Source organism: Acidovorax sp. WCS2018Noco2-16, from assembly GCF_031843945.1.
In the GTDB taxonomy this organism is placed as follows: Bacteria; Pseudomonadota; Gammaproteobacteria; order Burkholderiales; family Burkholderiaceae_C; genus Paracidovorax.
Window position 1 is genome coordinate 159,627 of the sequence record NZ_JAVTJJ010000004.1, and the last position, 19,390, is coordinate 179,016.

The following is a 19,390-nucleotide window of genomic DNA, read 5'->3' on the forward strand; positions in this document are numbered from 1 at the left end:
CTCTCTTGCTCATTCGTCATGGCCGCGCGGCGCTGCCAGCACGGGGTGGGCCGTGGCGCCAGGGCCGCCGGCGGAAGGCTCGGTCAATGGCGCCACGTGGCTGCCGTGCTGCTGCAGCGGCCGGTTGCCCGCCATGCGGCGCAGCACCACGTAGAACACGGGCGTGAGGAACAGGCCGAAAGCCGTCACGCCGATCATTCCGGCGAACACCGCCACGCCCATGGCGCTGCGCATCTCGGCGCCGGCGCCGGTGGACAGCACCAGCGGCAGCACGCCCATGACGAACGCCAGCGACGTCATCAGGATGGGGCGCAGCCGCAGGCGGCTGGCCTCGATGGCGGCCTGCACCGGCGTGCGGCCGGCGAACTCCAGCTCGCGGGCGAACTCCACGATCAGGATCGCGTTCTTGGCCGATAGCCCCACCAGCACGATGAGCCCGATCTGCGTGAACACGTTGTTGTCGCCCCCGGAGAGCCACACGCCCGTCATGGCGGCCAACAGGCCCATGGGCACGATCAGGATGATGGCGATCGGCAGCGTCAGGCTTTCGTACTGCGCGGCCAGCACCAGGAACACCAGCAGGATGGCAATGGGGAACACCAGCACGGCGGAGTTGCCGGCCAGGATCTCCTGGTAGGTGAGTTCGGTCCACTCGAAGCCGATGCCCTGCGGCAGCGTCTCGGCGGCGATGCGCTCGATGGCGGCCTGCGCCTGGCCCGACGAGAAGCCGGGCGCGGGCCCGCCGTTCACGTCGGCAGCCAGAAAGCCGTTGTAGCGCATGGCGCGCTCAGGGCCGAAGCTGGGCTCGACCTTCATCAACGCCGACAGCGGCACCATCTCGCCGGTCGTGGAGCGCACCTTCAACATGCCCACGTCTTCCGCACGCGCCCGGTAGGCCGCATCGGCCTGCACGCGCACGCTGTAGGTGCGACCGAACTGGTTGAAGTCGTTGGCGTACAGGCTGCCCAGGTAAATCTGCAGCGTCTCGAAGATGTCGGTCACCGGCACGCCGAGCTGGCGTGCCTTGGTGCGGTCGATGTTGGCGTACAGCTGCGGCACGTTGACCTGCCAGCTGGTGAACAGCCCCGCCAGCTCCGGCGTCTGGTAAGCCTTGGCCATGAAGGCCTTCACGGCCGCGTCCATGGCGTCATAGCCCAGCGATGCGCGGTCTTCGATCTGCAGCTTGAAGCCGCCCGTGGTGCCCAGGCCCGCCACCGGTGGCGGCGGGAACATGGCGATGAACGCCTCCTGGATGCTGCCGAAGGCCTGGTTCAGCTGGCCCGCGACGGCGCCGCCGCTCTGGTCGGCACGCGTGCGCTCGGCAAACGGCTTGAGCGTGACGAACACGATGCCCGAGTTGGAGCTGTTGGTGAAGCCGTTGATCGACAGGCCCGGGAAGGCGATGGCGTCTTCCACGTTGGGATTGGTCTTGACGATCTCGCCCATGCGGCGGATCACGTCCTCGGTGCGGTCCAGCGTGGCGCCGTCGGGCAGCTGCGCAAAGCCCACCAGGTACTGCTTGTCCTGCGCGGGCACGAAGCCGCCCGGCACGACCTTGAACAGGCCCCAGGTGGCGGCCACCAGAACGGCGTAGATCACCAGCATCAGCGCCTTGCGGCCAATGACGCGCTTGACGCCGCCGCTGTAGGCCTCGGAGCCCCGATGAAACACGCTGTTGAAGCGGCGGAAAAACCCGCCCAGCACCTTGTCCATGCCGCGCGTGAGCGCGTCCTTGGGCTCATGGTGGCCCTTCAGCAAGAGCGCGCTCAGGGCGGGCGACAGCGTGAGCGAGTTGATCGCCGAGATCACCGTGGAGATGGCGATCGTCACCGCGAACTGGCGGTAGAACTGCCCCGTGAGGCCGCTGATGAACGCCAGCGGCACGAACACCGCCACCAGCACCAGCGCGATGGCGATGATGGGGCCAGACACCTCGCGCATCGCGCGGTAGGTGGCCTCGCGCGGGGTCAGGCCCGCCTCGATGTTGCGCTCCACGTTCTCCACCACCACGATGGCGTCGTCCACCACGATGCCGATGGCCAGCACCAGGCCGAAAAGGCTCAATGCGTTGATCGAAAAACCCAGCAGGTGCAGCACGGCGAACGTGCCCACCACCGACACCGGCACGGCCAGCAGCGGAATGATGGAGGCGCGCCAGGTCTGCAGGAACAAAATCACCACGACCACCACCAGCGCCACGGCCTCCAGCAGTGTCTGGATGACGGACTTGATCGATGCCCGCACGAACTGTGTCGGGTCATAGGCGATGCGGAACTCCACGCCCTCGGGCATGTTCTTTTGCAGCTCGGCCATGTTGGAGCGCACGTTGGACGAGATGTCCAGCGCGTTGGAGCCCGGGGCCTGGAATACGCCCATGCCTACGGCCGGGTCGTTGTTGAGCAGCGAACGCAGCGAGTAGTCGGCCGCGCCCAGCTCCAGGCGGGCCACGTCGCGCAGGCGCGTCACGGCGCCGTCGCTGCCGGTCTTGACGATGATGTCGCCGAACTCTTCTTCGGTCGTCAGGCGCCCCTGCGCGTTGATCGACAGCTGCATGTCCACGCCCTTGAGGCCGGGCGACTGCCCCACCACGCCGGCGGCGGCCTGCACGTTCTGGCCACGGATGGCGGCCACCACGTCGCCGGCCGACAGCCCGCGCTGCGCGACCTTCTGCGGGTCGAGCCAGGCACGCATCGAATAGTCGCCGCCGCCAAAGATCTGCACCTGGCCCACGCCCTGGATGCGGGCCAGCCGGTCCTTCACGTTGAGCACGGCGTAGTTGCGCAGGTAGTCGATGTCGTAGCGCCCGTTGGGCGAGACCATGTGCACGACCATGGTCAGGTCGGGCGCGCTCTTGACGGTGGTGATGCCTAGGCGGCGCACTTCCTCGGGCAGGCGCGGTTCGGCCTGCGAGACGCGGTTTTGCACCAGCTGCTGCGCCTTGTCCGGGTCGGTGCCCAGCGCGAAGGTCACGGTCAGCGTCATCACGCCGTCGGTCGTGGCCTGGCTGCCCATGTAGAGCATGCCTTCCACGCCGTTGATGGATTCCTCCAGCGGCGTGGCAACGGTCTCGGCGATCACCTTGGGATTGGCGCCGGGATAGGTGGCGCGCACCACCACGGAGGGCGGCGCGACCTCGGGGTATTCGGAGATCGGCAGGGCGCGCAGGGCGATCAGCCCCGACAGGAAGATGAGCACCGACAGCACCCCGGCGAAGATGGGGCGGTCGATGAAAAATCGAGAGAGATTCATGGTGTTCTTGTCTTGATTCAAGTCCGCGATTACGCGATCAGGCGGCAGGCTGCTTGGCCACCGTGCGCGCCTGCTTGCCCTCGCCCGCCAGCTCGGCCTTGGTGGCCATGGGTACGTCCTGCGGTGCAAGGGCGGCGCCGGGGCGCACGCGCTGCAGGCCGTTGACGACGATGCGCTCACCGGCCTTCAGGCCCGAGGTGACCATGCGCAGGCCATCGACCGGCGCGCCCAGCTGCACTTCGCGGTACTCGGCCTTGTTGCCCTCGCCCACCACCATCACGAACTTCTTGCTCTGGTCGGTTCCCACGGCGCGCTCGTTGATCAGCACGGCCTGCGTGCTCTTGACCTGGCCCATGCGGATGCGCGCGAACTGCCCCGGCATGAGGGCGCCGTCCGCGTTGTCGAACACGGCGCGCACGCGCACCGTGCCGCTGCGCGCATCAACCTGGTTGTCAATCAGCTGCAGGTGGCCGGTGTGCGGCGTGCTGCCGGCCGTGCCGGTGCCCATCTGCACGGGAATGCTTTCGATCAGCGTGCGTGCGCTCTTGCCAGTGCGCAGGCCGTCCAGCGCGCGGGCGACGATCTGCTCGTCGGTGTCGAAGCTGGCGTAGATCGGGCTGACCGAGACCAGCGTGGTGAGCACCGGCGCGCCTGCACCCGAAGCCACCAGGTTGCCCACGGTGACTTCGATGCGGCCCACACGGCCGGCGACCGGCGCGCGCACCTGGGTGTAGCCCAGGTTCAGGCGCGCGGTCTGCAGCGCGGCCTGCGCGGCGCGCAGGTTGGCGTCGGCCTCGCGCTGCGCGTTCTGGCGCTCGTCATGCTCGCGCTGGGCAATGGCGCGCTCGTCCCACAGGCGGGTGGCGCGCTCCATTTCGCTGCGGGTGTACGACACGCGCGCCTGGGCCGCAGCCACCTGCGCATCGGCGCGATCGACGTCGGCCGCGAAGGGCGCTGGGTCCACGGTGAAGAGCAGGTCGCCCTGCTTGACCAGCGCGCCTTCGCGAAAGTGCACGGCCTGCACGGCGCCGGCCACGCGCGGGCGAACGTCCACACGCTGCACGGCTTCAAGCCGGCCGGAAAACTCATCCCACAAAGAGACATGCTGCTGCACCACGGTGGCCACAGACACCGGCATGGCGGGCGGCGCAGCACCGGCACCGGGCGATTCGGCGTGCGATGCACTCAGGCCGAACAGCGCACCCCCGGTGGCGGCAATGGCTGCGGCGGCGCCGGCAGCGGTCCACCAGCGGCGGGCGGGCGAGAAAAGGGGCGATGGCTTCTTCATGGTGATTCCTCCGTGTCTTTCAAATTTCAAATCAGCAAAATCAAAAAAATGCGGGCAAGGCTTTCCCCTCCGGCACACGGGGGCCGGAAAACGGTCGATTCAGGGAAGCAGTGCGATCGGCAGGCGTGCGGAGTGTCAGACCTAAAGCAAGGTTGAGGTCAAGCAGCAGGCATTGCCGGCGATGGTGGTGTAGGGCTATGTCACTTCGGTGCCGAACATCGTGTGGCCTCGAAGAACTGGCGAAACTGTTCTTGCACCTCAGGCGCGCACGCGCACCTGCGTGGGTCGGGTTGCAGCAGGGCCTCGGGCCACTGCGCTGCCTTGTTGAAGACATGGCGCGTGACCTGCTGGCCTGCGGCTTGCAGCCGTGCGGCATAGGCAAAGGCTTCGTCGCGCATGGGGTCGTCGCTGCCCACTAGCACCAGCGTGGGGGGCAGCCCGGCCAGGCGCTGAGCTGCGCCGGGCACGGCATAGGGGTGCTCGGCATCGCGCGCGCAGCCCAGAAACTTCAGCCAGCCCTCAGACCACTTGCAGGCCGTGGCGTCGCCGGTGGCAGCGCGTACCGATGGCGTGCCCACGCAAGGGTCGAGCATGGGCGACAGCAGAATCTGCCCGGCCAGCGGCGGGTGCGACTGGTCGCGCGCCATCAGCCCCACGCCCGCTGCCAGGTTGCCGCCGGCCTCTTCGCCCGCCAGGTACACCAGCGCGCCCTGCCCGGCCAGCCGCGTGCGGTGCTTGAAGGCCCACTTGAGCACGGCATAGCCGGTTTCCAGCGGCTGCGGAAAGGGCGTGAGCGGGTAGGCCACCGACACCACCAGCGCGCCTGCGGCCTCCAGCAGCCCGGCCACGGTGCCGCCGTTGTCGAGATCGCCCGAGACGAAGGCACCGCCATGAAAGTGCACCACCAGCGGCAGCGTGGTGCGCGCCTTCTTGCGGCCGTAGATGCGCACGTCCACCTCCTGCCCCGGAGCCACCGCAATGGTGGAATCGGCGCAAACGGATGGCAGTGGCAATAGCGATGAAGAAGGCGATGGTTTGGAGGACATGGTGGGTACCGAGCAAGGGCCGGGTGATAGGAAATGTAGCGACGCCTGCACAACCGATAAACGAGCCAAACACCATTGCTCTGTTTCCAATAACGGAACAATGGGCACCGTATCGGCGTGTGAGAATTCTTCTGCCCCCAAAGGGGCAGAGAAGGGAAAAGGCAAGCCATGGACCAGATACAGGCCATGCGCATATTCGCGCGGGTGGTGGAAGCGGGCACGTTCACGCGTGCGGCGGATTCGTTGCAGTTGCCCAAGGCCACCGTCACCAAGCACGTGCAGGCGCTGGAGGCGCGGCTGCGCGTGAAGCTGCTCAACCGCACCACGCGCCGTGTCACGGTCACCGCCGACGGCGCCGCGTATTACGACCGCACCGTGCGATTGCTGGCCGACTTCGACGACATCGAGGCCAGCATGAGCCAGGCCCGCGCCAACCCGCGCGGTCGCCTGCGCGTGGACGTGGGCACGTCGGTGGCCCGGCTGCTCATCATTCCGCGCCTGCACGAGTTTCAAGACCGCTACCCCGACATCCAGATCGACCTGGGCGTGAGCGACCGCACGGTGGACCTGATCGGCGACAACGTGGACTGCGTGATCCGCGGCGGCGAACTGGCGGACCAGTCGCTGGTGGCGCGGCGCATCGGCAACCTGGAATTCATCACCGTGGCCTCGCCCGGCTATGTGGCGCAGCACGGCACGCCCCAGCACCCGCTCGAGCTGGAAAAGGAAGACGGGCACCGCACCGTGATCTATTTCTCGCCCGTGTCCACGCGCCGCTACCCGCTGGAATTCCACAAGGATGGCGAGGTGCTGGAGATTGCCGGCTCATCGCAGCTGGCGGTGAACGAGAGCAATGCCTATGTGTCGTGCCTGGTGGCTGGACGCGGCATTGGGCAGATCACCACCTTCCAGGCGCAGCACCCATTCGCGCAGGGCGAGCTGGTTCGCCTGCTGGCCGACTGGTCCCATCCGTTGATGCCGGTGTACGTGGTGTACCCACCCAACCGGCACCTCAGCGCCAAGGTGCGCGCTTTCGTGGACTGGGCAGCCGAGCTGTTCGCCAGCGACCCGCATACGCAGGCCCGGTGACGGCCGGCACTGCTGCCGCCGCAGCTCTTTTGCTATTATTTATATAGCACAAAGCGCTTGATGAATAAGCGCTAGAGGCCAATTTCATTACATATTTTGGTGGCATCACCCAAAGGCGTATGCTCGCCCGCCATGACCGATACACCCACCCCTGCACCCGCACCCGAGCCACCACCCCCATCGCCACCTGCTCGCGCCAAAGACCCGCTGCACGGCGTGACTCTGGAGTCCATGGTGGTCGCGCTGCACCAGCACTTCGGCTGGGAAGGCCTGGCCGATCAGATCCCCGTGCGCTGTTTTCAAAGCGACCCCAGCGTGTCGTCCAGCCTGAAGTTCTTGCGCAAGACCCCGTGGGCGCGCGAGAAGGTGGAGAGCCTGTATCTCTTCATGCTGCGGGAACAGCGCCGCATGGCGCAGCGCTGAAAGCCTGCGCATTGGCGACGGCCATCGGCATCTGGTGGGCCTGCTTCGTCCACTTGTCGCAAGCCGCTGGAATGGCAGCGGTGACGCCCGCACAGTGACATCACGGACGGCAATGTGCCGCCCGCCATGTCCAACGGGAGAGCCACCATGAGTCATTTGTTCCAACAGAATTCCGCGCGCCTGAATGGCCGCCGCCCTGCCCTGCGATCGGTACTTGCCGGTGCGTCGTTGATGCTGCTGGCGTCTTTGGGCGCCACGGGCGCGATGGCGCGGCAGCCGTCGTCGCCAGCACCATCGCCGGCATCACAGTCATCGCAGGAAGGGGCTGGATCATCGCCCGCCACCGCCCCCCTCACCCGGGCACAGGTGATTGCCGAGCTGGAGTGCGCGCGCGCCTCGGGCGAGCTGGAAGCCGCGATGTTGAATTCGTACGGCCTGCCCACCCACCAGCCAGCGACCACGCGCGCAGCCAGCAGCGCTTCGTGCGGCGCGGCAGCAGCAGCGACCGCCGCCGCCCCACGCTGATCAGTTCGGCACAGGCACCAGGAAGTCGCGGCTGATACCCGCACCCAGCTCGTTCACACGGTCCAGGAACTGCGTCAGATAGGCGTGCAGGCCGGTCGCCAGAATCTCGTCGATACGCCCGTAGCGCAGGTCGGCCAGCAGGCGGCCTGCCTTGCGCTGTGTTTCGCGCGACTGGTCGTTCGACACCACGGCCAGGTTCTCGGCCACTTCGTGCAGGCTGGCGTGCAGCGAGCGCGGCATGTCGCGGCGCAGGATCAACAGGTCGGCCACACGCTCGGGCGTGATCACGTCGCGGTACGCCTTGCGGTACACCTCGAAGGCCGACACGCTGCGCAGGATGGCGCTCCAGTGATAGAAGTCGAACTCCGGCGTAGCGCGGCGCGGGTTCTGCACCGAGCCGTGGAAGTCACTCTGCACCGCGTGGAACTTCACGTCCAGCAGCCTGGCCGTGTTGTCGGCCCGCTCCAGGAAGGTGCCCATGCGCAGGAAGTGGAATGCCTCGTCCTGCAGCATGGTGCCCAGCGTGACGCCGCGCGACAGGTGCGAGCGGTACTTCACCCACTCGAAGAACTGCGCCGGGTCGCGCTCGAACACGCCGCCGTCCAGCTGGCGGCTCAGCTCCAGCCAGGTCTGGTTCTGCGTTTCCCACACCTCGGTGGTGAGCGCGCCGCGCACCGCGCGGGCGTTTTCGCGGGCCGCGCGAATGCACGACACGATGGACGACGGGTTGTTGCCGTCATGCACCATGAAGTTCAGCACGCCGGCCGGAGTGACCTCGCCATGCTTGGCGGTGTAGGCAGGCATCAGCTCGCTGATCGACAGCAGGCCTTGCCAGCCCTCTTCCGATACGGCGGCGGATTGCGGCAGCAGCGACGTCTCGTAGTTGACGTTCAACATCCGGGCCGTGTTCTCTGCCCGCTCTGTGTAGCGAGACATCCAGAACAAATGGTCGGCAGTGCGACTCAGCATGCAGCCTCCTCGGGCAGAGAACCCGGCACGCGCTGCGCGCGCCCGCAGTGTTGTGGTGAAAGCCCGCCTGCGGCAGGCTTTTCTGCCCGCTCTGTGTAGCGAGACATCCAGAACAAATGGTCGGCAGTACGACTCAGCATGCAGCCTCCTCGGGCAGAGAACCCGGCACGCGCTGCGCGCGCCCGCAGTGTTGTGGTGAAAGCCCGCCTGCGGCAGGCTTTTCTGCCCGCTCTGTGTAGCGAGACATCCAGAACAGATGGTCAGCAGTGCGACTCAGCATCTCAAACTCCTCCCAGCGATTGCGTCATGCCGCCCATGGTCTGGGTCTGGGTCATGCCGCCGATGGTCTGCGCGGGCGCAGGAAACGGCACGGGGGGGGCGGCGCTGTCTTCGCCCAACACCCAGGTGTCCTTGGTGCCGCCGCCTTGAGAAGAGTTGACGACCAGGGAGCCTTCCTTCAGCGCAACGCGCGTCAGGCCGCCGGCAGCCATCTGTACCTTCTGGCCCGACAGCACGAAGGGCCGCAGGTCGATGTGGCGCGGCGCAATGCCGGATTCGACATACGTCGGGCAGCTGGACAGCGACAGCGTCGGCTGCGCGATGTAGCCGGCCGGGTTGGCGACCAGCGCGGCGCGGAATTCCTCGATCTCGGCCTTGGTGGCAGCAGGCCCGATGAGCATGCCGTAGCCCCCTGCGCCATGTACTTCCTTCACCACCAGTTCGTGCAGATGGTCGAGCACGTACTTCAGGTCGTCGGGCTTGCGGCACATCCAGGTCGGCACATTGGCCAGGATGGGTTCTTCGCCCAGATAGAAGCGGATCATCTCCGGCACGTACGGGTACACCGACTTGTCGTCGGCAATGCCGGTGCCCACTGCGTTGCAGATGGCCACATTGCCTGCGCGATACGCGTTCATCAGCCCGGCGCAGCCCAGCGTGGAGCTGGACCGGAACACCTGCGGATCGAGGAAGTCGTCGTCCACGCGGCGGTAGATCACGTCGACCCGCTGCAGGCCGCGCGTGGTGCGCATGTAGACGAAGTTGTCCTTGACCACCAGGTCTTGCCCTTCGACCAGTTCCACGCCCATTTGCTGGGCCAGGAAGGCGTGTTCGAAATAGGCGCTGTTGTACATGCCGGGCGTCAGCACCGCCACCGTGGGCTCGGCCGCGCCGGCGGGGGCGCTGGCGCGCAGCGTGTCGAGCAGCAGGTCGGGGTAATGCGCCACAGGCGCCACCTTGTGCAGCGAGAACAGCTCAGGAAAAAGCCGCATCATCATCTTGCGGTTTTCCAGCATGTACGACACGCCGGAAGGCACGCGCAGGTTGTCTTCCAGCACGTAGTACACGCCGTCGCCGTTGGCGTCTGCCGCACGCACGATGTCGATGCCGGCGATGTGCGCGTACAAATCGCGCGGCACATTGACGTCCACCATTTCAGGCCGGAACTGGGCGTTGCCGAGGATGAGATCGGAGGGCACGATGCCGGCGCGGATGATGTCCTGGCCGTGGTAGACGTCGTGGATGAAGCGGTTGAGCGCAGTCACGCGCTGCACCAGCCCCTGCTGCATGCGCGACCACTCGTGCGACGGAATGATGCGCGGAATCAGGTCGAACGGAATCAACCGTTCGGTACCAGCGCCTCCCTCGTCCTTGGCGCCATACACCGCAAAGGTGATGCCGACGCGGCGGAAGATCATCTCCGCCTCAGCGCGGCGCGCCTGCATCGCTTCTTCTGCCTGTTTGCCCAGCCATTGGCCGTAGCGTGTGTAGTGTTCTCGCACGTCGCTGCCTTGAAACGGCAGCGAGGCGTACATCTCGTCGAACTTCTGCATAAAAGCGGTGCCTCCTGCAGCCAGCATAGCAAGTTGTGCGCCCGCATTCCGCCAGACGGATGACAGAAGTTTGTCCATGGCGCTGTAGGAGGCCCGGCCGCCGGCCGCCGGCTGGCGGCGAACGATCATCGAACGCGGTGCGACTGCATTGCCCGATCAGCCATCCTCCGCATCCGGCTGAACGCCATCCATCGCGTGGTGCCAGTAACGGCGCATCTGCACCCGTTCGCAACGGACCTGCGCCGGCGTGACCGACGACCAGCCGATGGCGCCGCAGCGGTCGGTGCGTACCAGATCGATGCCACGCTCGGTATAGCGGGCCGCCACGTCGGGCGCCGGGTGGCCGAAACGGTTGCGGTAGCCGGCCTGCACCAGCGCGGTGCGCGGCGCCACGGCCTGCAGGAACGCAGCGGTCGACGAGGTGCGGCTGCCGTGGTGCGGCACCAGCAGCACATCCGCACGCAGGCGCGGCGCTTCGCTGGCGACAAGCGCGGCTTCTTGCGCGCGCTCGATGTCGCCGGCCAGCAGCACCGAGGCACCCGGGCCTGTGGCCGACACCGCAGCGGCCTCGATGCGCAGCACGCAGCTGTGCGTATTGGGCTTTCCCACGCTCAGGTCGTCGCCTGCCGGCGGAAACAGCAACTCGAAGCGCACACCATCCCATTCCCAACGGTCGCCAGCACGGCATGGCGCCACGGCGCGCACGTGCTGCAGCGGGTGGCTCGCTTCGATGGAGCCCAGCACGTCGGCCTGCGGCTGCTGGCCCAGCACGGCCGCCGCGCCACCGGTATGGTCGATGTCGCGGTGGCTCAGCACCAGGCGGTCCAGCCGCTCGCCCGTGGCGCGCAGCAGCGGCACCAGCACACGCTCGCCCGCGTCGCTGTCCTGGTGATAGCGCGGGCCGGCGTCGTACAGCAGCGCATGACCGGCAGTGCGCAGGATGACCGCCTGGCCCTGGCCCACGTCGGCGGCCAGCAATTCGAACTGGCCCGGCGCCGGGCGCGGCGGCTGCCACCACAGCGCGGGCAACAGCAACGGCAGGCCCAGCAGCCGCACGGCCCAAGGCAGCCGCAACGCCAGCAACGTGCCCCCGGCGACGGCTGCCGCGCCCGCCCAGAGCGGCGCAATCGCCATCGACAGCTGCGCCCAAGGCCACGCTGCCAGCCACTGCAGCCCCGCCGACATCGGCCGCACGGCCCATGCGGCAGCGTCCCACAGCGGCGCCCACAGCACACCGCCCAGCGCCAGCGGCGTGACCACCAGCGTGGTCCACGGAATGGCCACCAGATTGGCCAGCAGCCCGACGACGGACACCTGCCCGAACAGCAGCAGGCTGAGCGGCGTGAGCGCCAGCGTCACCACCCACTGCTCGCGCAACATCGAGCCAAATCGGCCTGCAGCGCTTGACCCATAAGCGCTTCTAGCTCCTGAATTGCTAGCAAACAGCACCGCCACCGCCACGAAGCTCAGCCAGAACCCCGCCTGCAGCAGCGCCCAGGGGTCCAGCAGCAACACCGCCGCGCAGGCCAGTAGCCACACTTGCGGCCACGGCCAGCGCCGGCCCGACAGCCGCAAGAGCGCCACCACCGCCAGCATGCACACCGTGCGCTGCGCCGGCACACCCCAGCCGCTGAAAAGCGCATAGCCCGCCGCCAGCAGCACGCCGCACACCAGCGCCGCGACAGGCGCCGGCACGGCCAGGCACAGCCGGCGCGAGCGCCGCCAGCCCGCGTCCACGAGGCGTGAGGCCAACCACGCAAATAAGGTGATGTGCAGGCCCGAAATGCTCATCAGATGCGCCACACCGGTCGCGCGAAAGATGTCCCAGTCGGCGCGGTCGATGGCGCGCTGGTCGCCGGTGACCAGCGCGGCCACCACGCCGGCAGCGCGCTGGCCGGCGGTGTCTGTTGAAGCGCCGGCACCGTGGGTGAGCTGCTGAAGGATGGCGTCGCGCACCTGCTGGCGCGCTTGCTCGACGGGGTGGCGCGCCGTGGCGGCCAGCAACCGGGGCGGTGCGTCGCGCGGGCCGGCGCGCACGTAGCCGGTGGCCTGCACTCCCTGCTCCCACAGGTACAGCTCGTAGTCGAAGCCGTGCGGGTTGCGCGCGCCGTGCGGTGCTTTCAGGCGCACCGTCATGTCCCAGCGCTCACCCGCGCGCACGCTGGGCGGAGGCGGCTTTTGCAGCTCCACGATCGCGCCCAGCGTGGAGCCCGCCCCCGCGTCGCGCATGAAGGGGCCGGAGTACCACGACACGTCGATCAACCCCGGCAGCCGCACCGGTGCGCCATCCAGTTGCGCCGATTCCACCTCCAGCCGCATGCGCAGTGCCCCATCCAGCGGCTGCGGCATGGCCGCCACCACCGCCGTGATGCGCACGTCGCGCCCTTCCAGAGTGGGATTGAGCGCGTGCGACAGGAACACGCCGGCACGCAGGCCGCACACGCTGAAAAGCAGCCCGGCGCTAGCACACAGCGCCACGGCGGATCGTAGCCATGGGCGACGCAGCCACAGCGGCAACACGCCCGCCACCAGTGATGCCGCAGCCCACAGCACGTAGACACCCGCCTGCCAAAGTGCCGGCTGCTGCAGTTGCAATGCCGTGCCGGTGATGGCGCCCAGCAGCACGGTGGGCACCAGCCAGATTCGCCCAGCAGTGAGCGCCACACGGGTCAGGCGGGGCGCGCAGGCAGGGACTTCAGACGGCATGCGGGCATGCTAAGGCACCGCCAGCTTGGCCCAGGTGCAAAGCATGCTGTGTAACACTCGCGGCTGGTCTGCCGGCGGGCGCATCGAACGGTTCGCCCGCCCGGCATCTCCGCTTTTTCTCTCCTCCATTTCCAACGACTTTCAAGGATTGCCATGAGCGTTTACGACAAGCTGAAAGAACTGCAGATCACCCTGCCCCCGGTGTCCGTGCCTGCCGCCGCCTACGTGCCCTACGTGCAAACGGGCAACCTGGTATTCCTCTCGGGCCACATCGCCCGCAAGGACGGCAAGCCGTGGGTTGCGCAGTTCGGCCGTGACATCACCACCGAAGAAGGCAAAGCCGCAGCGCGCGCCGTCGCCATCGACCTGCTGGGCACGCTGCATGCGGCCACCGGCGGCGACCTGAACCGCATCGTGCGCATCGTCAAGGTGATGAGCCTGGTCAATTCGACCGGCGACTTCACCGAGCAGCATCTGGTCACCAACGGCGCGAGCGAGCTGTTCGGCGAAGTGTTCGCCGACAAGGGCAAGCATGCGCGCAGCGCGTTCGGCGTGGCGCAGATCCCGATGGGCGCCTGCGTGGAGATCGAGCTGATCGCCGAGCTGGCCTGACGCGCTGACCTGACGCGCTGACCTGCGAGTCTGCCCGGCAGACCACGCCTGTGAGTCCAGAAAAGTCCGTTCGGGCTGAGCCTGTCGAAGCCAGGGCACATGGTTGCAAGGCGCCAGGCAGGCTCAGCACAAACGGGCTCGACAGACCGGCGCTGTGCCCGTCGGTGGCTTTCGGCCCGCTGACGCAGGCTCGCTTTTTTTCACCCCATTCCGGCACCCAAGCCCATGACCGCGCCCTCCCCCGAAGCTCCCCTGGTCTTGTCCATCCAGTCGCACGTCGCCTACGGGCATGTGGGCAACGACGCGGCCATGCTGCCGCTGCAATTGTTGGGCATTCAGCCGGTGGCGGTGCACACGGTGCAGTTCTCCAACCACACGGGCTACGGTGAATTCAAGGGCCAGGTGTTCACACCCGCGCACATTGCCGACGTGCTGGACGGCCTGCGAGCACGCGGCGTGCTGGCGCGCTGCACGGCGGTGCTGTCGGGCTACCTGGGCGATGCGGGCGTGGGCGAAGCCATCCTCGCGGCCGTGCAAGAGATTCGCGCGGCACGGCCTGCGCTGCACTACCTGTGCGACCCGGTGATGGGCGACGTGGGCCGGGGCGTGTTCGTGCGCCCGGGCATTCCTGAATTCTTGCGGCGCCGCGCGCTGGCGCAGGCCAGCATCATCACGCCCAACCATTACGAATTCGAGCTGCTGCACGGCGCGCCGCTGGCATCGGTCGACGAGACGATCGCCGCCGCGCGCGCGCTGCTAGGCAGCACGCCGGGCACGGGGCCGTCGCTGATCGTGGTGACCAGCCTGCGCACGCCCGACCTGCCCGCCGAACAGCTGGCCACTCTGGCCGTCACGGCCGATGCCGCCTGGCTGGTACAGACGCCGTTCATCGACCTGCAGCCCCTGCCCAATGGCATGGGCGACGTGTTTTCGGCCGTGCTGCTGGGCCACCTGCTGCGCGGCGCGACCACGCCGGAGGCCGTGTCCGGCGCCGTCAGCAGCCTCTACGCGCTGGTGGCGCGAACGGTGCCCGGCCAGCGCGATCTGCCGCTGGTGGCCTGCCGCGATCAGATCACCGCGCCGGCGGAGCGCTTTGCGCCAAAGCTGTGGAATGGCGCGCTCTGACGCCCGATCACGCAGTCAACACGCTTTTGCTCTGCTATTGATAGCTGCTAGCGCTTATCTTCAGGGCATTTGACATTGAAAAGTATTCAAGAGCCTTGAATATCAAGCGCAAGCAGCTATTGAATCAATAGCAAAAGCCTAGCCAGCCAGCTGACTGGCTGGGCACAACGTGTTCAAAAACTTTCCCAGTCGTTTTCTGCCGCGCCATTCGATGAAGAGGCCAGCGCGGGCTTGCGTGCCAACTCGGCGGCAGGCCTGGCTGCCGATGCGGTGGGCGCACGCGACGCGATGCGCGGCGCGCCGGCCGCAGGTGCCTTGCCAGCGGCGGATGGGGTGGCTACGCGCCGCGATGCAGTCGGTGAAGAGGCAGAGGCCGCAGCGGACCGCTTCGCTGCTGCGATCACGCCCGTGGTGGCCGGCGCGGCCGCAGCCGCCACGTTCGTCACGCTGGCCGGTACCTTGAACACCGACACCGTACGCGCCAGCTGCTCGGCTTGCTCGCGCAGGCTCTGCGCGGCGGCCGCGCTTTCTTCTACCAGCGCGGCGTTCTGCTGCGTCATCTGGTCCAGCTGGCCCACCGACTGGTTCACCTGGCCCACGCCCGAGCTTTGTTCCGACGCAGCCGCGGTGATCTCTCCGATCATGTCGTTCACCCGCTGCACCGATCGCACGATGTCGCCCATGGTCGTGCCGGCATCGGCCACCAGCAGGCTGCCGGCTTCCACCTTCTGCACCGACGTGCCGATCAACTGCTTGATCTCCTTGGCCGCCTCGGCGCTGCGCTGGGCCAGGCTGCGCACCTCGCTGGCCACCACCGCAAAGCCCCGGCCCTGCTCGCCGGCACGGGCGGCTTCCACGGCGGCGTTGAGCGCCAGGATGTTGGTCTGAAAGGCAATGCCGTCGATCACGCCGATGATGTCGGCGATCTTGCGGCTGCTTTGCTGGATGTCTTCCATGGTGGACACCACCTGCGTCACCACGTCGCCGCCGCGCTGGGCCACGCCGGCGGCGTTGGCCGCCAGACCGCTGGCCTGCTGCGCGCTGCTGGCGCTTTGCTGCAACGTGGCCGTGAACTGCTCCATGGCGGCTGCGGTCTCCTGCAGGTTGCTGGAGGCCTGCTCGGTGCGCACCGACAAATCGTGGTTGCCGGTAGCGATCTCCGCGCTGGCGATGGCGATGCTGTCCGTGCTCTGGCGCACCTGCTGCACCACGCGCGCCAGCGATCCGCTCATGGCGTACTGCGACCGCAGCAGGTCGCCGAACTCATCGCCGCGCGTGACGTTGTCCTGCAGGCTCAAATCGCCCCCGGCGATGCGCGATGCCAGGTCGTTGGCCTGCGCCAGCGGGCGGCGGATGCTGCCGATCAGAAAATGCGCGCCCAGCACGATGGCCAGCAGCAACACGCCCAGCGCCACGGCGGTCACCTGCAGCGTGGTGGCGCGGTTTGCCGCCATGGCCGCCTGGGCCTGCTGGGCGCTGCGCTCCTGCAGGGCCACGAAGTCGCGCAGCGTCTGCAGGTAGCCGGCCACCGCCGGGTTGTAGCGCTGCGTCACCAGCGTCACCGCCTCGTCCTGGCGGCCCGCGGCCTTGGTCTGGCGCGCCTGCGTGCGCAGGTCGGTCATGGTCTTGCGGGCTTCGGCGATGCGCGCCAGCTGCGCGCGATCGGCATCGGACAGCGCCATGCCTTCCAGCGATTTCTGCACCGCGCTGATCTGCGCGCTGGTGGCAGGAATCAGCTCCTTGAACTCGGCCTCGACGGCCGGGTCGCTGCTGACGATGAGCGCCTGCGTGCGCGCGGCGTTGGTTTCGGTCAGCCCCGACCAGCGCACTGCCGCCACCACGCGCGCCTGCATTTCATCGTCCACCGTGTCCGCCTGCGCCTGAACCTGCACCAGCCGGTAGCCGGCCACGCCGGTCACGCCGGCCAGCAGCACCACAATGAGAAAGACGGCCAGCCAGAGCTTTTGGGCCAGACGGATACGTTGCAGCATGTGGACACCCCGTTGTTTTCACCCATTCTCAGGCTTGTATCGGCATGCAGCCTGCCTTTTTGATGGGGACGAACCCGCGGTGCCATGACGCCTTCGCAGGCGTCGCTGGCGCTATTCCACGCGGCTGACCGACGCAGGCTTGAACCCCAAATCAGCCGCCTTGCCCTTGCGCCCGCGCGGGAAGCGAGCGTTGTTCAGGCTGCGGATCTCCAGCGTTTCCTCGCGCTCTTTGCCGCCACGGCCCACGCCGGCAATGCGCACGCTGCGCGTGTACGCGGCCGCGCCGGCCAGCGTGTCCTTGTCTTCCAGGTCGATCAGCATCAGGCCCCGGCCGCCGTTGGCCATCTGCTTGAGCTCGGTGATCTCGAAGGTCAGGACCCGTCCGCCCGTGGAGGCACAGCACACGTGCGTGGCCGGCGCCAGCGGCTGGCCGCCGTTGGTGATGGCCGCATGCGAAGGTTTGCACAGCTGCTCGCCTTCGGCCAGCGTGATGAAGGCCTTGCCGCCGCGGTTGCGCGCGGTCATGTGTTCGACGGCGGCGATGAAGCCATAGCCGCCCGAGCTGGCCAGCAGCAGCGCCGCGCCCGCCGGCCCGGCGAAGAAATGCAGTGGCTGCGTGCCGCTTTCCAGCTCGATCAACGTGGTGATGGGCTGGCCGTCGCTGCGCGCGCCCGGCAATTGCGCCACGGCCACCGAATACACGCGCCCGTTGCTGCCGAAGGTGATGAGGGTGTCGACCGTGCGGCATTCGAAGGTGCCATAGAGCCCGTCGCCCGCCTTGAACGCGAAGCTGGCCGCGTCGTGCCCGTGGCCCTGGCGCGCGCGCACCCAGCCTTTTTGCGACACCACCACGGTGACGGGCTCGTCCACCACCTTCACTTCGGCCACGGCCTTTTTCTCGGCCTGGATGAGGGTGCGGCGCGGGTCGGCGAACTGCTTGGCGTCCTGCTCAATCTCCTTGGCCATCAAGCGCCGCAGCGATGCGGGATTGCCCAAAATGTCTTCGAGCTTGCCCTGCTCTTCGCGCAGCTCTTTCAGTTCCTGCTCGATCTTGATAGCTTCGAGCCGCGCGAGCTGCCGCAGGCGAATTTCAAGGATGTCTTCGGCCTGCCTGTCCGATAGGCCAAAGCGTGCGATCAGCGCCGCCTTGGGCTCGTCCGCCGCGCGGATGATGGCGATCACCTCGTCGATGTTGAGCAGCACGACCTGCCGCCCTTCGAGGATGTGTACGCGGTCCAGCACCTTGGCCAGCCGGTGCTGGCTGCGCCGCGTGATGGTCTGCTGGCGGAAGTCGACCCACTCCTGCAGCATGCGGCGCAGCGACTTCTGCGTGGGTCTGCCGTCCAGGCCCACCATCGTCAGGTTGATGGGCGACGACGTTTCCAGGCTGGTGTGCGCCAGCAGCGAGGTGATGAGCTCCTGCTGCGGCACGCGGCCGGTCTTGGGCTCGAACACCAGGCGCACGGGCGCGTCCTTGCTCGACTCGTCGCGCACCACGTCCAGCACGCCCAGCACCGTGGCCTTGAGCTGCACCTGCTCAGCACTCAAGGCCTTCTTGCCAGCTTTGACCTTGGGGTTGGTCAGCTCCTCGATCTCTTCCAGCACCTTCTGCGTGGACACGCCCGGCGGCAGCTCGGTGACCACCAGCTGCCACTGGCCGCGCGCCAGGTCTTCGATCTTCCAGCGCGCGCGCACCTTCAGGCTGCCCCGCCCCGTTCGGTAGGCGTCCTGAATGTCGCCGGTGCTGCTGATGATCTGGCCGCCGCCCGGATAGTCCGGGCCGGGGATGAACGCGAACAGCTCGTCGTCGCTGAGCTTGGGGTTCTTGACCAACGCCACGCAGGCGTCCGCCACTTCGCGCAGGTTGTGGCTGGGGATTTCCGTCGCCAGGCCCACGGCGATGCCGCTGGCGCCGTTGAGCACAGCAAACGGCAGGCGCGCGGGCAACTGGCGCGGCTCTTCGGTCGAGCCGTCGTAGTTGGGCACGAAGTCCACGGTGCCCTGGTCGATCTCGTCGAGCAGCAGGCCGGCGATGCGCGTCAGCCGCGCCTCGGTGTAGCGCATGGCCGCCGCGCCGTCGCCGTCGCGGCTGCCGAAGTTGCCCTGGCCGTCGATCAGCGGGTACCGCTGGTTGAAGTCCTGCGCCAGGCGCACCAGCGCGTCGTAGGCCGACTGGTCGCCGTGCGGGTGAAAGCGGCCCAGCACGTCGCCCACCACGCGGGCGCTCTTGACAGGCTTGGCGGCTACGTTGCGCGTGGGGCCGCTGTAGGCCAGGCCCATGCGCTCCATCGCAAACAGAATGCGCCGCTGCACCGGCTTCATGCCGTCGCACACATCGGGCAGCGCACGGCCCTTGACCACCGAGAGCGCGTATTCCAGATACGCACGTTGGGCGTAACTGGCCAGGCTCGGGTTGTCGTCGGACTCGGGCTGAGAGAGATCGAGAGTGGGTTGGTCGTTGTCGCTCATGCGTCGGGGAAATGAGGGAAAGGAAAGAAAACGGCCTTCAGTGCGCCGCGATGTCGTTCACGAACA

The 19,390-nt window shown here is 67.6% G+C and carries 15 protein-coding genes; 5 read left to right on the forward strand and 10 right to left on the reverse strand.

All coding sequences use genetic code 11. From position 1 onward, the window contains the following. Positions 1-9: 9 nt before the first annotated feature. The 3 genes from RQI28_RS11750 to RQI28_RS11760 form a co-directional block, all read right to left on the reverse strand. On the reverse strand, positions 10-3,249 hold the full coding sequence (locus RQI28_RS11750) for an efflux RND transporter permease subunit (protein ID WP_311222778.1): 3,240 nt from the start codon (positions 3,247-3,249) through the stop codon (positions 10-12). A gap of 37 nt (positions 3,250-3,286) precedes the next feature. Next, positions 3,287-4,537: an efflux RND transporter periplasmic adaptor subunit gene (locus tag RQI28_RS11755; RefSeq protein ID WP_311222779.1), complete on the reverse strand. Its 1,251-nt coding sequence runs from the start codon at positions 4,535-4,537 to the stop codon at positions 3,287-3,289. A 200-nt stretch (positions 4,538-4,737) separates the two neighbouring features. Beyond that, complete coding sequence (locus tag RQI28_RS11760; protein ID WP_311222780.1) at positions 4,738-5,583, reverse strand: alpha/beta hydrolase; 846 nt, start codon at positions 5,581-5,583, stop codon at positions 4,738-4,740. 168 nt (positions 5,584-5,751) lie between these two features. Between RQI28_RS11760 and RQI28_RS11765 the strand changes: the two genes are divergently transcribed. The 3 genes from RQI28_RS11765 (at position 5,752) to RQI28_RS11775 (ending at position 7,620) form a co-directional block, all read left to right on the forward strand. Beyond that, a complete protein-coding gene (locus tag RQI28_RS11765) occupies positions 5,752-6,672 on the forward strand; it encodes a LysR family transcriptional regulator (RefSeq protein WP_311222781.1) in 921 nt (306 codons plus the stop codon). A gap of 132 nt (positions 6,673-6,804) precedes the next feature. Beyond that, on the forward strand, positions 6,805-7,095 hold the full coding sequence (locus RQI28_RS11770; protein ID WP_311222782.1) for a VF530 family protein: 291 nt from the start codon (positions 6,805-6,807) through the stop codon (positions 7,093-7,095). Between the two features lie 147 nt (positions 7,096-7,242). Then, a complete protein-coding gene (locus RQI28_RS11775) occupies positions 7,243-7,620 on the forward strand; it encodes a hypothetical protein (RefSeq protein WP_311222783.1) in 378 nt (125 codons plus the stop codon). On the opposite strand, the gene RQI28_RS11780 is transcribed toward RQI28_RS11775, so the two are convergent. The 5 genes from RQI28_RS11780 to RQI28_RS11790 all read right to left on the reverse strand — a co-directional run bounded on the left by RQI28_RS11780 (position 7,621) and on the right by RQI28_RS11790 (position 13,127). Then, positions 7,621-8,589: an alpha-E domain-containing protein gene (locus RQI28_RS11780; protein WP_311222784.1), complete on the reverse strand. Its 969-nt coding sequence runs from the start codon at positions 8,587-8,589 to the stop codon at positions 7,621-7,623. After that, complete coding sequence (locus RQI28_RS19730; protein ID WP_311230733.1) at positions 8,583-8,729, reverse strand: alpha-E domain-containing protein; 147 nt, start codon at positions 8,727-8,729, stop codon at positions 8,583-8,585. The genes RQI28_RS11780 and RQI28_RS19730 overlap by 7 nt, the downstream gene beginning before the upstream one ends. Beyond that, a complete protein-coding gene (locus RQI28_RS19735) occupies positions 8,723-8,869 on the reverse strand; it encodes an alpha-E domain-containing protein (protein ID WP_311230733.1) in 147 nt (48 codons plus the stop codon). Before RQI28_RS19735 ends, RQI28_RS19730 begins: the two co-directional genes overlap by 7 nt. Position 8,870: 1 nt before the next feature. Continuing rightward, on the reverse strand, positions 8,871-10,421 hold the full coding sequence (locus RQI28_RS11785) for a circularly permuted type 2 ATP-grasp protein (protein ID WP_311222785.1): 1,551 nt from the start codon (positions 10,419-10,421) through the stop codon (positions 8,871-8,873). Between the two features lie 156 nt (positions 10,422-10,577). Further along, positions 10,578-13,127 (reverse strand): DNA internalization-related competence protein ComEC/Rec2, encoded by a 2,550-nt coding sequence (locus RQI28_RS11790; protein WP_311222786.1) that lies wholly within the window; start codon positions 13,125-13,127, stop codon positions 10,578-10,580. A gap of 153 nt (positions 13,128-13,280) precedes the next feature. Here RQI28_RS11790 and RQI28_RS11795 point away from each other — a divergent pair, with 153 nt between their 5' ends. Beyond that, positions 13,281-13,739 (forward strand): RidA family protein, encoded by a 459-nt coding sequence (locus tag RQI28_RS11795; protein ID WP_311222787.1) that lies wholly within the window; start codon positions 13,281-13,283, stop codon positions 13,737-13,739. A 225-nt stretch (positions 13,740-13,964) separates the two neighbouring features. Continuing rightward, the gene (pdxY, locus tag RQI28_RS11800) at positions 13,965-14,864 is read left to right on the forward strand and encodes a pyridoxal kinase PdxY (RefSeq protein WP_311222788.1); all 900 of its coding nucleotides are present in this window, start codon (positions 13,965-13,967) and stop codon (positions 14,862-14,864) included. A 173-nt stretch (positions 14,865-15,037) separates the two neighbouring features. Here the strand turns inward: pdxY and RQI28_RS11805 are convergent, their stop codons facing one another. Beyond that, on the reverse strand, positions 15,038-16,855 hold the full coding sequence (locus tag RQI28_RS11805) for a methyl-accepting chemotaxis protein (protein WP_311222789.1): 1,818 nt from the start codon (positions 16,853-16,855) through the stop codon (positions 15,038-15,040). A gap of 111 nt (positions 16,856-16,966) precedes the next feature. After that, positions 16,967-19,324, reverse strand: a complete 2,358-nt coding sequence (gene parC, locus RQI28_RS11810; RefSeq protein WP_311222790.1) for a DNA topoisomerase IV subunit A — start codon at positions 19,322-19,324, stop codon at positions 16,967-16,969. Positions 19,325-19,390: the final 66 nt, after the last annotated feature.

Bases quoted from the DNA above. Each gene is read 5' to 3' on its own strand.
- RQI28_RS11760 (WP_311222780.1), bottom strand. From the start codon at position 5,583: ATGTCCTCCAAACCATCGCCTTCTTCATCGCTATTGCCACTGCCATCC.
- RQI28_RS11750 (WP_311222778.1), bottom strand. From the start codon at position 3,249: ATGAATCTCTCTCGATTTTTCATCGACCGCCCCATCTTCGCCGGGGTG.
- RQI28_RS11770 (WP_311222782.1), top strand. From the start codon at position 6,805: ATGACCGATACACCCACCCCTGCACCCGCACCCGAGCCACCACCCCCA.
- parC (WP_311222790.1), bottom strand. From the start codon at position 19,324: ATGAGCGACAACGACCAACCCACTCTCGATCTCTCTCAGCCCGAGTCC.
- RQI28_RS11765 (WP_311222781.1), top strand. From the start codon at position 5,752: ATGGACCAGATACAGGCCATGCGCATATTCGCGCGGGTGGTGGAAGCG.
- RQI28_RS11780 (WP_311222784.1), bottom strand. From the start codon at position 8,589: ATGCTGAGTCGCACTGCCGACCATTTGTTCTGGATGTCTCGCTACACA.
- RQI28_RS11775 (WP_311222783.1), top strand. From the start codon at position 7,243: ATGAGTCATTTGTTCCAACAGAATTCCGCGCGCCTGAATGGCCGCCGC.
- RQI28_RS11755 (WP_311222779.1), bottom strand. From the start codon at position 4,537: ATGAAGAAGCCATCGCCCCTTTTCTCGCCCGCCCGCCGCTGGTGGACC.
- RQI28_RS11805 (WP_311222789.1), bottom strand. From the start codon at position 16,855: ATGCTGCAACGTATCCGTCTGGCCCAAAAGCTCTGGCTGGCCGTCTTT.
- RQI28_RS19735 (WP_311230733.1), bottom strand. From the start codon at position 8,869: ATGCTGAGTCGCACTGCTGACCATCTGTTCTGGATGTCTCGCTACACA.
- pdxY (WP_311222788.1), top strand. From the start codon at position 13,965: ATGACCGCGCCCTCCCCCGAAGCTCCCCTGGTCTTGTCCATCCAGTCG.
- RQI28_RS19730 (WP_311230733.1), bottom strand. From the start codon at position 8,729: ATGCTGAGTCGTACTGCCGACCATTTGTTCTGGATGTCTCGCTACACA.
- RQI28_RS11795 (WP_311222787.1), top strand. From the start codon at position 13,281: ATGAGCGTTTACGACAAGCTGAAAGAACTGCAGATCACCCTGCCCCCG.
- RQI28_RS11785 (WP_311222785.1), bottom strand. From the start codon at position 10,421: ATGCAGAAGTTCGACGAGATGTACGCCTCGCTGCCGTTTCAAGGCAGC.
- RQI28_RS11790 (WP_311222786.1), bottom strand. From the start codon at position 13,127: ATGCCGTCTGAAGTCCCTGCCTGCGCGCCCCGCCTGACCCGTGTGGCG.